The sequence below is a fragment of the Deltaproteobacteria bacterium genome (genome assembly GCA_016874755.1).
Lineage (GTDB): Bacteria > Desulfobacterota > Binatia > UBA9968 > UBA9968 > DP-20.
On sequence record VGTH01000029.1, the window covers coordinates 1 to 11,939 of the forward strand.

General features: G+C 57.6%; 15 protein-coding genes, 1 tRNA gene and 1 pseudogene. 8 read left to right on the forward strand and 9 right to left on the reverse strand.

The window, feature by feature from the left end:
• The first annotated feature begins 223 nt into the window (after positions 1 to 223).
• The 3 genes from FJ145_17160 (at position 224) to FJ145_17170 (ending at position 2,265) form a co-directional block, all read left to right on the forward strand.
• Complete coding sequence (locus tag FJ145_17160; protein ID MBM4263146.1) at positions 224 to 358, forward strand: Hsp20 family protein; 135 nt, start codon at positions 224 to 226, stop codon at positions 356 to 358.
• Positions 359 to 413: 55 nt separating this feature from the next.
• Positions 414 to 1,325 carry a universal stress protein gene (locus tag FJ145_17165; protein ID MBM4263147.1) on the forward strand — a complete coding sequence of 304 codons (912 nt, stop codon included), beginning with the start codon at positions 414 to 416 and terminating at the stop codon, positions 1,323 to 1,325.
• Positions 1,326 to 1,407: 82 nt separating this feature from the next.
• Positions 1,408 to 2,265: a universal stress protein gene (locus FJ145_17170; protein MBM4263148.1), complete on the forward strand. Its 858-nt coding sequence runs from the start codon at positions 1,408 to 1,410 to the stop codon at positions 2,263 to 2,265.
• Positions 2,266 to 2,446: 181 nt separating this feature from the next.
• On the opposite strand, the gene FJ145_17175 is transcribed toward FJ145_17170, so the two are convergent.
• From FJ145_17175 to FJ145_17185, 3 genes are all read right to left on the reverse strand, one after another.
• Positions 2,447 to 2,713 (reverse strand): hypothetical protein, encoded by a 267-nt coding sequence (locus FJ145_17175; protein ID MBM4263149.1) that lies wholly within the window; start codon positions 2,711 to 2,713, stop codon positions 2,447 to 2,449.
• 76 nt (positions 2,714 to 2,789) lie between these two features.
• Positions 2,790 to 3,212: a CBS domain-containing protein gene (locus tag FJ145_17180; protein ID MBM4263150.1), complete on the reverse strand. Its 423-nt coding sequence runs from the start codon at positions 3,210 to 3,212 to the stop codon at positions 2,790 to 2,792.
• Between the two features lie 2 nt (positions 3,213 to 3,214).
• Entirely contained in the window at positions 3,215 to 3,829 is a 615-nt protein-coding gene (locus FJ145_17185; protein MBM4263151.1) for a CBS domain-containing protein, read from the reverse strand.
• 117 nt (positions 3,830 to 3,946) lie between these two features.
• Here FJ145_17185 and FJ145_17190 point away from each other — a divergent pair, with 117 nt between their 5' ends.
• The 3 genes from FJ145_17190 to FJ145_17200 all read left to right on the forward strand — a co-directional run bounded on the left by FJ145_17190 (position 3,947) and on the right by FJ145_17200 (position 6,418).
• Positions 3,947 to 4,447, forward strand: coding sequence for a universal stress protein (locus tag FJ145_17190; protein ID MBM4263152.1), 501 nt, complete (start codon positions 3,947 to 3,949; stop codon positions 4,445 to 4,447).
• An 18-nt stretch (positions 4,448 to 4,465) separates the two neighbouring features.
• On the forward strand, positions 4,466 to 4,912 hold the full coding sequence (locus FJ145_17195; GenBank protein ID MBM4263153.1) for a CBS domain-containing protein: 447 nt from the start codon (positions 4,466 to 4,468) through the stop codon (positions 4,910 to 4,912).
• A 234-nt stretch (positions 4,913 to 5,146) separates the two neighbouring features.
• Positions 5,147 to 6,418 (forward strand): MFS transporter, encoded by a 1,272-nt coding sequence (locus tag FJ145_17200; protein MBM4263154.1) that lies wholly within the window; start codon positions 5,147 to 5,149, stop codon positions 6,416 to 6,418.
• Positions 6,419 to 6,436: 18 nt separating this feature from the next.
• Here FJ145_17200 and FJ145_17205 read toward each other — a convergent pair whose 3' ends face one another.
• Positions 6,437 to 8,029, reverse strand: coding sequence for a hypothetical protein (locus FJ145_17205; GenBank protein ID MBM4263155.1), 1,593 nt, complete (start codon positions 8,027 to 8,029; stop codon positions 6,437 to 6,439).
• A gap of 10 nt (positions 8,030 to 8,039) precedes the next feature.
• Positions 8,040 to 8,366 (reverse strand): hypothetical protein, encoded by a 327-nt coding sequence (locus FJ145_17210; GenBank protein ID MBM4263156.1) that lies wholly within the window; start codon positions 8,364 to 8,366, stop codon positions 8,040 to 8,042.
• Between FJ145_17210 and FJ145_17215 the strand changes: the two genes are divergently transcribed.
• Together FJ145_17215 and FJ145_17220 are read left to right on the forward strand one after the other, a co-directional pair.
• Positions 8,346 to 8,489, forward strand: coding sequence for a RidA family protein (locus FJ145_17215; GenBank protein ID MBM4263157.1), 144 nt, complete (start codon positions 8,346 to 8,348; stop codon positions 8,487 to 8,489). The two genes, FJ145_17210 and FJ145_17215, sit on opposite strands and share 21 nt — an antisense overlap.
• Before the next feature lie 276 nt (positions 8,490 to 8,765).
• A tRNA-Val gene (locus FJ145_17220) sits at positions 8,766 to 8,842 on the forward strand.
• Between the two features lie 214 nt (positions 8,843 to 9,056).
• Here the strand turns inward: FJ145_17220 and FJ145_17225 are convergent.
• From FJ145_17225 to FJ145_17240, 4 genes and pseudogenes are all read right to left on the reverse strand, one after another.
• A pseudogene (locus FJ145_17225) lies at positions 9,057 to 9,968 on the reverse strand (electron transfer flavoprotein subunit alpha/FixB family protein).
• Positions 9,969 to 10,026: 58 nt separating this feature from the next.
• Positions 10,027 to 10,806, reverse strand: a complete 780-nt coding sequence (locus FJ145_17230) for an electron transfer flavoprotein subunit beta/FixA family protein (protein ID MBM4263158.1) — start codon at positions 10,804 to 10,806, stop codon at positions 10,027 to 10,029.
• Between the two features lie 116 nt (positions 10,807 to 10,922).
• The gene (locus tag FJ145_17235) at positions 10,923 to 11,114 is read right to left on the reverse strand and encodes a hypothetical protein (GenBank protein MBM4263159.1); all 192 of its coding nucleotides are present in this window, start codon (positions 11,112 to 11,114) and stop codon (positions 10,923 to 10,925) included.
• 18 nt (positions 11,115 to 11,132) lie between these two features.
• The gene (locus tag FJ145_17240; protein MBM4263160.1) at positions 11,133 to 11,855 is read right to left on the reverse strand and encodes a hypothetical protein; all 723 of its coding nucleotides are present in this window, start codon (positions 11,853 to 11,855) and stop codon (positions 11,133 to 11,135) included.
• Positions 11,856 to 11,939: the final 84 nt, after the last annotated feature.

Sequence of the window (11,939 nt, forward strand, 5' to 3'; positions counted from 1 at the left end):
AAATATAAAACACTAACCAGATACAAGTCAAGAAAAAACTCGCCCAATGGGCGAATCCCAATACCCCAAAACTTCCTGAAAACCCTACAGTTTCTGAAACCCGCGTGGGCTTAGAGCGGAGTTATGGACTGACCATACGCTGACGATCAAAGGCGAGAAAAAGAAAGAAGAAGAGATCAAAGAGGAAAACTACTATCGCGCCGAGCGTTCCTACGGAGCGTTTGTGCGCAATATCGAGCTGCCCAAAGATGTGCACGCGGACCAGGTCAAGGCTTCGTTCAAGAATGGCATTTTGGAAGTGAGAGTGCCGAAAACCGAAGAGGCCAAGACCAAAGAGATCAAGGTGAAGGTGGACTGATTCGGCGGGTAAAGCGTAGGGCGAACCCGACCGTAGAGGAGACGAGGAGGAGACTATGTATAGCAAAATGTTGATACCGCTCGATGGTTCGAAGACCGCAGAAAAGGTTCTGCCCTACGCGCGCCACTTGGCCGGTAAGCTCAAAGTGCCCGCGGAGTTGCTCGCCGTGATCGACATCGCCGAGCTGGCGACCCATATCGCCGCCGAGAAAGCCCGGTTCTTGGACACGATGATTGAAGATGGCGTGCGCAACAGCGAGAGCTACCTGCGCAAGACCGCCGCGACCCTCGGCGGCGCAGGCGTCAATTGCACCGTTGAGAAAGGCAAGGCGGCGGATTCGATTATCGAGCATGCTGCCAAGGATAAGAACACGCTGATCGCCATGGCCACCCATGGCCGCTCGGGGTTAAACCGCTTCATGCTTGGCAGTGTTGCGGGAAAAGTGCTGCGCGGCACGACCAATCCGCTGCTGCTCGTGCGCGCCGCCGAGGGAGCGAACGCCGATGGCGCCGCCAGCGTAAAAACGGTCATTGTGCCGCTGGACGGCTCCGAATTGGCGGAGAGCGTGCTGCCGGCGGCGGTCGATCTGGCCAAGGGTCTCGAGGCGGAGATCGTACTGTTTCGCGCTTACAATATCCCCTACGGCGCCTACTCGAGCGGCGACGGCTTTTACGACCCGGTCAATCTCGACGCCCTGTTGGCGAGCGTCAAGGACGAGGCCACCGAATATCTTGAGCGCAAAACCGAGGAGTTGAAGCGCAAGGGGATGGCGAAAGTTTCGTTTGTTGCCAAAGAAGGGTTTAGCGCCGATGAAATCATCGGGTTTGCGCGCGAGACCAAAGACAGCATGATCGCCATGTGCACCCACGGGCGCTCCGGCGTGAAGCGTTTCGTGCTCGGCAGTGTGACCGAGACGGTCGTGCGCCATTCGGGCGAGCCGGTTTTGGTGATGCGCGGGGTGAGCTGATTCCACTGGCCCTCCGGTGAACCGGCAGGGACAGGTCGCGACCTGTCCCTTTCTGTGTGTGCCCAGCGATTTGCGGGGAAGTATGATTTCGAAGATTCTCGTGCCGCTCGACGGCTCCAAGCTGGCCGAGCAGGTTTTACCCTACGCGCGCTTGTTGGCCGAGGCCTTTGGCGCCGAGGTCGAGCTTTTGCGCGTGACCGATCCTGACGCTCGGCCGCCGTTTGTCGGGCAGCCGAGCGGCGATTACTTGAAAATGGCCGCGCTGCGATGCTTGCCCGGCGTGAGTTACTTTTGCGTTGAGAGCACCGGTTCGCCGGCACAAACGATCATCGAAGCAAGCCGTAAGGCAGACCTGATCGCGATGGCGACCCACGGCACATCGGGATTGCGCCGGTGGCTGCTCGGCAGCGTCGCCAGCAAGGTGGCCCAGAGCGCCACTCTACCGCTGCTCTTGGTGCGCCCCCTTGAAGGGGCATCGTCTTCCTTGATGGCGCCGCTGAAAACCGTCTTTGTGCCGCTCGACGGCTCGCCACTGGCGGAGAAAGTCTTGCCGCAGGTGATTCCGATCGCCAAGAAGCTGGCGCTGCAAGTGCATCTGCTGCGCGTATATGCGCCGCCCTTGAGCGCCTACGTCGCCGCCGATGGCATGATCGTTCCTGGTGCTGTCGATTTTCAGAACCCACTCAAGGAAGAAGCGCAGAGTTACTTGGACGCGAAAGTTGCTGAGCTGCAGGCCGAAGGTTTGGAGCGCGTTGTCGCGACGGCGCTGGAAGGCGACGCCGCCGACGAAATCATCGAGCTGGCGTTGAAAACTTCAGACAACTTGATTGCAATGACGACCCACGGCCGCTCTGGCCTTGGCCGCTGGGTGATGGGCAGTGTGGCGGAAAAAATTGTCCAGCATTCGCGCGATCCGGTCTTGCTGGTACGGCCGCTGTGACGCGCCTATTTGTCTTGATTCTGTTCGCGACGGACCAGCTTTTTCATAAAATCCATCCGTGGCCTTGGATCGTCTCGATCAGTGCCTGGCGGCGCATCGCCCCTGGAACCAGGTGTACGAAGCTCAAGACCCTCTTGCCGGACAGGTAGCGTCTCGTCCCTGCCAAGATCGATCGATACTATCATTCGATATCCGCTACCTTGCGCACGCCGTCGCCCCAATCTTCGACTTTAAAATCACTGAACGGCACGATAATCGGTTCTTTCTCGTCGATGGCGATCATGCGCCCTTTGTATTGGAGCAAGAACGAAATCTTGAGTAACACCGAGTCGTCACGCACATCGATGAGAGTGACCTTTTCTTCGAAGTAGGAGTATTCTTTTTTGCGAAAGATTTCCTTTACTCTTTCGCGGGTCAGAACCTCTTTGGCACCCAGAAATCCAGCCATACCTGCCCCCTCCTTCGCGCCCAGCGCGGGAATGTCGATTCTGAAATCTAATAGCGCGGCATTTGACCCGCGACGCTTAGTCCAGGCCCTCGACGTAACGAAGAATATCGGTGGTCGTCACCAGCCCGACCAAGGCGCCGGCGCTGACCACCGGGACACAGCCGATTTTTTTCTCCGCCATCAGATGGGCCGCTTCTTTGATCGGCGTGTCCGGCGCGACGGTGATCACGCGCTTTTTCATCACTTTCTTGATCGCTACGCTCTTTAACAGCGCTGACTTGTTTTTCTGTTTGAGCCCAAAGATCTGCGTGCTCGCCGTGCCGAGGAGATCGCGCTCGGTGATCATGCCAACCAGGCGGCCGTCGTCGATCACCGGAATGTGGCGAATCCTGCCGAGGGAAATAACGTCATTGGCCAAGTCCAGGGTGTCGTCCGGTTTGAGCGTTACGGGCGAGCCCATCATGATCTCCTTTACGACCCCTTCTTTGCCGTTTTTCATTGTCAGTCCTCCTCTAACCGGTCTAAAAAGCAGCGCAGCACGTCGACATAGCTGACGATCCCCACTAGCCCTTCGGCCTCGTCGACGACGGGAATGGCGCCGAACTTCTCTTCGATCAACAACTCGATCGCGCCGCGCAGATCGTCGTCGGGCCCCAACAATGTTGGGTCAGTAGTCATCAGATCTCGCACCAGCGTCCTGCGGGCTTTCTCATAGGCTTCCGGGCTTTCTCCCAACGAGCGGCTGACATGAGCGCGCACGTCGCGGTCGGTGACGATGCCGACCAGCTCCCGGCCTTCGATCACGGGAATCTGCCGAATACTGTGCTCCGCCATCAACTCTTCAACTTTGCCGACGGTTTCACTCGGCAGAACCGATAACGGATTGCGGGTCATGACCTCGACAACTTTCATCCTCCCTACCTCCTTGCTGCACGTAGTGGCGAGTTGGTTCGCCAGTCTTTTGTTCTGCACTGTCCATGCCAAGCAAAAGGATAAATCTTCGCTGGAGAATTCAGCGATTAGCGCACCGTGGCGCGATCTAATTTTCAATCTTGCGAAAAATCGCCGCTGATTTTTTAGGGATGAGAAAACAATTGGACCCGTTCGCGTTTTCATGGATGGCGTGCAAGTCGCGGTTAGAAATGTAGGGGCGCGATTTATCGCGCCCTCTCGATTAGAACCCGAAACTCGGAGTTAACACCCGTAACCCGAAACCGCCTCCTAGCCCCGGGCATGCTTCTTGCGCGAGTTCTGAGTGTCAGCGAGGAGGTTGCCGTGGGCGAGAAAGTCAGCAAGATATTGGCGCCGACCGATCTGTCGAGACTGTCGCGCGCGGCGGTGCGCTACGCTCTAGAAATGGGGCGGGACCAGAATGCTGCCGTGATCGTCTACAACGTGATCAACGAGGAGGGCGCCTGGTTCGACAAAGACGACCGTCTGAATCCGGCCAGTGCTCTTCTGCCGCCGCAGAAAGAACGGCTCCATGAGTTCCTCCGCGACAACTTTGCCGATCTGATCGGCAAAGTCGAAGTCACGGAACTGGTCGAGGCCGGTGTGCCGCACAACAAGATTGTGCAAAAGGCCGAAGACGAAAAAGCCGACATGATCATCATGTCGACCCATGGCCGGACTGGTTTCGAACAGGTTTTGCTTGGCAGCGTGACCGCCAAGGTGGTCGCCCGCGCGCCGTGCCCGGTGTTGTCAATTCGTCCGCCGAAAAGCGAACCCAAATAAACTGTTTGGAGGTGCGTAGTGAAGCACCCGGACAAGATCCCCGTTGTCGGCGCAGGGATGACCTCGTTTCCGTACTTTGTCGAGGCGGACGAAACGGTATTGGCTGTCGAGAAGATGATGGATGCCCACGACATCCGCCACTTGCCGGTACAGCAAAACGGCAAGCTCGTCGGCATCGTATCCGAGCGCGATTTGCACCATCGGGTTGCCCGCTCGGCTTCGGTTGAAGCCAAGCAACAATTGAAGGCGCGCGACGTGATGGTTGCGGAGCCGTATGTCGTCGGTTTCAGCACGCCGCTCAACGAGGTAGTGGCGGCGATGGCGCAGCGCCACATCGGCTCAGCGATTGTCGTGCGCCGCGGCAAACTTGCCGGCATTCTTTCCGCCATCGACGTCTGTCGCATCTTCGCGGAGTATCTCGCCTCACACTTCCCAAACAGTGGCGGAGACAACCGAGCCGCCTAGCCTAAGCTTCGTACTCCGCGCCTCCGAGACTGTGTCGCAATGCCGTTCATGTTTCGACTGTCTCACCAAGACGGGAACTGCCTTGCCACAAAATCAACCACTTGTCCGTTCGCCCTGAGACCTGTCGAAGGGCTCCGAGCTGATGGCGACACAGTCTCTCCGACCGCAGCAGTCCTCACATTGTTTGTGGAACCCTGCTCATGTAAAACAAAGGCTTCCTAAAGCAGGGAGTCTGTGAAATCTACTTTCTTCTACGGTTGGATCATCGTCGGCATCTCGATGATCGCGGGCTTCTTGGGCTCCGGCGTCAGCAACGTCACCATGGCGGTGGTGTTGAAACCGATCAGCGAGGACTTGCACTGGAGCCGAGCGCTGACCGCTTCGGCAATAACCCTGGGCTCGATCGGCGGCGGGCTGCTGGCGCCGATATTTGGGCCCATCGCCGATCGCCTCGGGCCGCGCTATTTGCTGCCGTGCGGCGCCGCGCTGGTCGGTACTCTGGTGATGGCGTTGAGCTTGTCACACCAACCCTGGCAGTTTTACGCTACCTTCGTGCCGGCCCGCGCCCTCGCCGAAACGCTCCTGACCGGAGTCGTGCCGATGACTGCGGTAGCGAATTGGTTTTACGCCAAGCGACCGCGCGCACTCGGCATGGTGGCACTATCGATTCCTTTCGGCTCGTTCGCGCTCTCGCTCATTTATCAGAGCATGATCGTCGCCTACGGCTGGCGCAGCGCTTTTCTGATGCTCGGCGCGGCTCTGTGGATTTTTGTTGTCGTGCCCGGCGCGCTGTTCCTGCGCCGCCAACCCGAAGACATGGGGCTATTGCCCGATGGCGCGCTAGCTCTTGCGGAGAAGCCTACCGGAGAGAAAAGCGACGGACACGGAAGCACGCCCACCGAGCGCAGCGCCACCTTGCGCGAAGCCATGGGCACGAAGGCCATGTGGCTGCTGGTTGCGGCGGCGACTTTCTCGTCGCTCTCCACCGGCGGCGTGGCGTTTCATCTGGTCGCCTATTTCACCGATCTAAAAATTCCCGCCGCCCTCGCCGTCGGTGCTCTCAGTTTGATGGCGTTGACCGGTGCCTTCGGCAGCGGCCTGTGGGGCACGTTGGCGGAGCGGGTTCATCCACGCCGGCTGGCGCTGTTCACCATGTGTCTGTCGGCGACGGCAGTGGCATTACTCACCCAAGTGAGGGTGGTGCCGATGGCGTTTGTGGTCGCGGTCTTGTTCGGTCTGTCGGCGCGCGGCGGCTTTGTTTTAATGCACGTGCTGATCGCGCGCTACTACGGCCGGCGCTCCTTCGGCGCGATCAGCAGCGTGCTCGAACCGTTTCACAAGGGCGGCCTCGGCGTCGGCGCCTTGATTGCGGGGCTGGGCTTCGACTACGCCGGCAACTACCGGCTGGTTTTCTGGGTTTTCGTGACCAACTACCTGATCGCCGCGATGCTGACGTTTCTAGCGCGCCAACCGAAGATCGCCGGGGGTGACGCCAAAGCGTTTTAGCAGCCGAGTCTATCCGTCCTATTTATAGCGCTGCTCGTATTGCTTCTTCAGCGCTTCCGCTTCTTCAGGCTTCAGACCTTTTAGCCAGAGATGTTCGTCTTGGCGCAGCAGGTCTGCGACTACTTTTTCATATTTTTGTTTCATCGCCGGGCCCTTGGTGTCGGCCACTTTGACGACTGCGGGTAGAAACTTTTGGTAGAAGTGCTTCGACACTTCGTACATGCCGTGCCAGTGGGTGTAGTCCGGCCCCATCATGCTAGCGCCGTGGCGGGCGCGGCGGCCTTCGTGGTGCCAGAGCTCGTAGAAGACCCATTGGACCTCGTGCTCGAAGGGTGCGGCGGGATTCAAAACTTTGTCGGCGGTCAATTGGTCCATGATCTTTTGCGCCGGCCGGGCGAACTTGTCGTTGTATAAAATCACCAGGTCGTCGAACTGCTTGTAAAAGTTATTCACATAGGTGTCGTTGTGACAGTTGAGACAAACGCCTTTCATGTTTTTGCGCCGGTCTTCCCAGGTGAGAATGCTTTTGACTTTGCGCATGACCTTCTTGTTGACCAGCGCTTCGTTCTCGACCACTTTGTCGACGGTTTCGACCTGATCGCCGATCTTGGGCAGCGCGCGGGTGTCGGGATAGTCTTCTTTGAACCCGTCTTCGTAAGTGACCCGGTTGATTTTGGTGCTGATCACCGGGCGCAGCGTCCAGCTAATGCGCTCGCCGACGTCGTGATTATTCCCGGCGTTGACGCCCTGCGGCGTCATATGGCCGCTGATATGGCAGGTCGCGCAGGTCGGTGCGGCGGCGTAGTCGCGCCCGAGAATCCAATCGCCGACTTTGTTGAGCGCCATCTTGTCGCGGTTGGCGTGAAAGGCGATGCCGTGCTTCGACTCATTATAGATTTCGATCTGCGGATGATCCGGCCCCATGTGGCACTTGCCGCAATTTTCCGGCGAGCGCGCCACGGCGGCTTGGAAGCTGTGGCGCGAGTGGCAAGCGTGGCACGAGCCCTTCGAGCCATCCGGATTCAAACGCCCCATGCCGCTGTTGGGCCAGGTGGTCGGATCGATCACCGGCTTGTTGTCTTTGCCGATGCGCAGGATTTCGCCTTTTTCGTCGCGCTTGAATTTGATGATGCTGCCGTGGCATTGCCAGCAGCCGTTGACGGCGTCGGCGACGTTGCCGGGTTTGCCGGCGATGCGCTCGGCGAGAATGTTGTCCAGGCTGGCGAGAATTTCGCCGGCCTTGGCGTGATGGCTCTTGGCAAATTCTTGATGCTGCTTGGTATGGCAGCGGGCGCAGTCCTTCGGTGTGACCAGCGCGGAGATTAACACACCCTCGTGGTTCCAGGCGTCGATGTCGCCCTTCTCTGCTTGATGGCAGTCGACGCAGCCGACGCCCAACTGGGCATGGCGCGAGCCTTCCCAATCTTTGACCAGCGCCGGCGCATCGGTCTTGTGACATTTCATGCAGCCGGAGTTGGCGGCGGTGACGACGGGTTCGAGCCGTTGTTCGACGCGGTGCTTTTTCGATTCTTGATAGGCGACAAGCAATAGCGCGCCAAGAAAGAGAAATGACAACCCGGCGACAATCCAGCGTTTGATATTGAGCGACATCGATCCTCCGCTACGCCGCGAAGGCTTCCCATACTGTTAGAATGAGAAAGCCCAGAAATGCGATCACGCCTAAAATGACCGGAACTTTATCCGAAATCTTCCAGCGCCGAGTCATCCAGGCTTCGATGAACGGCCAGAAAAAGGCGATGGCGCCGATGGCCATTGTTAGCACGACGCTGAGTTTCAGTGACGTCAACTTCAGCAAGCGAAAATTGAAATAGAAATACCATTCGGGCTTGATGTGCGCGGGCGTTTCATTTGGATTGGCCGGCTCGCCGAGGCGCGCTCGACAGCAGTCAAAGTCAAGGGTGGCACCATGCTGTTTCTCGCCGGACATACGGCGAGCCAGCCCAATCCCAACGCGGACTTGGGCAACTTCGAAGCTCAGTTCAAAGCGGTGTTCGACAAGATCGGCAATACTCTGAAACAAGACGGCGGAACCGTCGACGACATTGTCTAGATCGGGGTGTTTCTAACCGACCTGCGCTACGCGCCGCAGTTTAGCAAACTCGCCAAAAGCTGTTTAAAAAAGGCTACCCGGCCATCACCTTCGTCGAAGTCAGCCATCTGGCGCGGCCGACCAGCGTGATAGAAGTGCAGCCGATCGCGGTGCTGCCATAGCTATCGAGCTGCAACTACCTCACACAAAGGCGCGGGGATCGCAAAGGTTCGTAGCGGTGAGAGTTTGGTTATTCTTGCAGCTTGCCATCCAAGGTGTTAGAAAAGATTTCTCCGTGGTCGCATAGCTCAGATGGTTAGAGCGCGCGCCTCACATGCGCGAGGTCGTAGGTTCGATTCCTACTGCGACCACCATTTCTTCTGGCGGTCCTGTAAATTTTCCGCCGCAGACCTGCGCCCAAAGACTTGCCAAGGTTCTGCACCGCATCGGTCATACGTTCCATCACCGTCTTGCAACAATCACAACCCTTAGGCGATGAACAAATTCCCAGCGTCGCTCCGACTCCCACCGGCCTCAATCCTGCGAATTACACGGCCACTTTGGAGGCCGGATTCAGGGAAATACGCACTACGAACTCTTGCGCTTTTTAAGCTCTTCGATTAGCTGCGGCACGACCTTGAAAAGATCGCCAACGACGCCGAAGTCAGAGTATTGAAAGATTGGCGCTTCGGCGTCCTTGTTGATTGTGATGATATATTTCGAGGTCTTCATGCCGGACAAATGTTGCACCGCGCCGGAAATGCCCAAGGCAAAATAGATGTCTGGCTTGACCGTTTTGCCGGTTTGACCGATCTGCATGGCGTAGGGGACCCATCCCGCATCTACCGCGGCGCGGCTGGCACCGACGGCACCGCCCATCAGTTCTGCTAGCTCCCGCAAAATCGCAAACTGCTCTTCTCCCTTTAGGCCGCGCCCGCCGGACACGACAACTTTCGCGCCTTCCAACGACGGTCCCTCGCGCTTAACAACGACGCGCTCTTTCATGTGTACTTTGCGCAGCGCATCGCCCGCTGCCGCTGGAACTTCTTCCACCGCTAGCGGTTGTTCGTTAATCTTGGGCTCGAATGATTTCGGGCGCACGACCAGAAGTTTTGTTCCAGAATGGACCAGCGTGCTGGTGTTTTGGTAGCTCGCTCCGAGGGCCGGAATGGTTGCTACGACGCTCCCGTCTGTCAATTCGAAATCGCCAACGTCGGTTATCGCGCCGCAATCCAGGCGGGCGCTCAAATTGGCAATGAGATCACGCCCAGAATAGCTCGATGCACACAACAGCACGGCTGGTTTGTATTGGGCGATCAGTCCGGCGACAGACTCCGCTGCCGGGAGTGTCAGATAATCACGATAAACCGCATCGGCGCAGCGATAGACCTTGCTGGCGCCATGTTTAGCCAGGGTTTGTGCCGCGTCATCGGGAGCCGGGCCGAGCAGGATTGCCTCGGCTTTGCCGACCTCGGACGCCTTGGCGAGCATTTCCAGGCTCGTGGTGGTAATGCGATCGTCGCTTACTTCAGCGTATACCCAAATTGTCTCGGCCACTTTAGATCACCTTGATTTCAGCAAGAAAGTCCGCAATCTGCTTGCCGCCTTCCCCTTCGTCGGTCACCATCTTACCGGCCTCGCGCTTGGGCGGGCGGCCGATGGTTAAAACTTTTTCCCGCGCGCCTTTTTCGCCCACTTGATCGGCGGGCACTCCCAGGTCTGCTGCGGTCATAACTTTGATCTCTTTTTTCTTGGCCGCCATGATGCCTTTTAGTTGCGGATAGCGCGGCTCGTTGATGCCGCTGGCGCAGGCCACCAACGCTGGCAATGTCGATTGGACAACGTCGAAGCCGGCTTCGCTCTGGCGTTTGATGGCGATCTTATTGCCATCCACCGTGATTTCGCGCGCGAACGTCAGCGGCGGAATGCCGAGCAGTTGGGCGATCTGGCCATGGACGATGCCGGCGTAGCTGTCCCCGGCCTCGGTGGCACAGATCACCAAATCGAATTCGAGTTTCTTGATTGCGGCGGCCAGCAGTTTAGCCGTGGCGAGTGTGTCGGAACCGGCCACCGTGTCATCTAGAACATGGATCGCTGAGGTGACGCCCATCGCGAGGGCATTGCGGATGCCAATAGTCGCGTCGCTCGTTCCCATGGTCACGAGCGTCACCGCACCGCCAAGTTTTTCGGTCAGCCGCAGCCCTTCTTCGACGGCGCTGGCCGCCATCGGATCGAGCTCGTGGGGCACGCCTTTGCGAATCATGCGCTTGGTGTTCCCATCTAACTCGATCGTAACCGTACTGGCAGGAATAACCTTACCACAGACGACGACGTTCAATGTTCAGTTCTCCCTTGGTTGGAACTAACAGGTTACAGATACAACAAAGGCGCCTTTGCGGGCAAGGCGCCTTGTTGAATAAATGGCCGATTGTCGGCTAGCGGTTCAAAAGATTGTTAGGCCAACCACTCCTTAACGTTGCCATCCATGACTACGTCGAGGATTTCTTTACAGTCGGCGATCGCCTGATCGACGACCTTCTGATCATCCTTCAAGTGCGGCAAGCCAGTGCCGACGGCTTTTTTAATAGCCTGGATGAATTCTTTAAACTGCTGATCTAATGCCTCAGTGTTGGGTGCTGCGTCCATGGATTCCTCGATTCCAAATTATGTGTAGAGCCGGCCCTTGTTAGGATCGGGAATCGTTAGTCCCAACTTCGTCAACAAGGTGTCGATTTCTTCTTTGTACTGGGCACGGGCCACGGCATTGGGACGGCGCTTCAGTCCCCAGTGCATGTACCGTTCAGAGCGGTAAGATTTACTGTTGCCAAACATGTCGAGACCTTTGACGTACCAATAGTCGACCGCGTTTTGCGCACGCTCCTTACTTTCGCCGCCCTTGGCGGCCATTTCGGAGAGTGCGTTGACGCCGAAGTCGACATGCCCTTCTTCTTCCCGGATCATATCGGGATCCTCAACCAGGCGGGCCAGAGGCAGATAGGTGCAGCCGATGAACTCTTCGAGTTGGAAACGGCCTACCCGGTCAATCAAAGCACCGAACACCGCGTAGTCTTCCCAGGTTTGGATTTTGCCGCGGAACGCTTCGACGTAGCGATCCTGATTGGAACGGCTGAGAACGTAGGAAACATCGACGCCCATGTCGCCGGCGAGTTTGGCGATCTTACGATAGTGATCCAGCTCTTCGGCCGCCGTGCGTGCCACGATCAACTGATCGAGCTTGGTCGGTGCGTTGGGCAGCATGTCTCTGATATAAAGATTGGGGCCGCCGATCTCGCAGTCCGCTTGGATCGCGAGCACGCGGCGCAGCAAGTCCTGATACTCGGGGCCTTGCTTCTCGAAATCTTTTAACTCGATCTTGTCAGTGAACATCCGGCCCTCCTGAATTTAAGGTTAACGTTTGCGGGTAACTTATTGAAAATCAGTAACAAAAGAGCAAGGAGAAATCAACCGAAG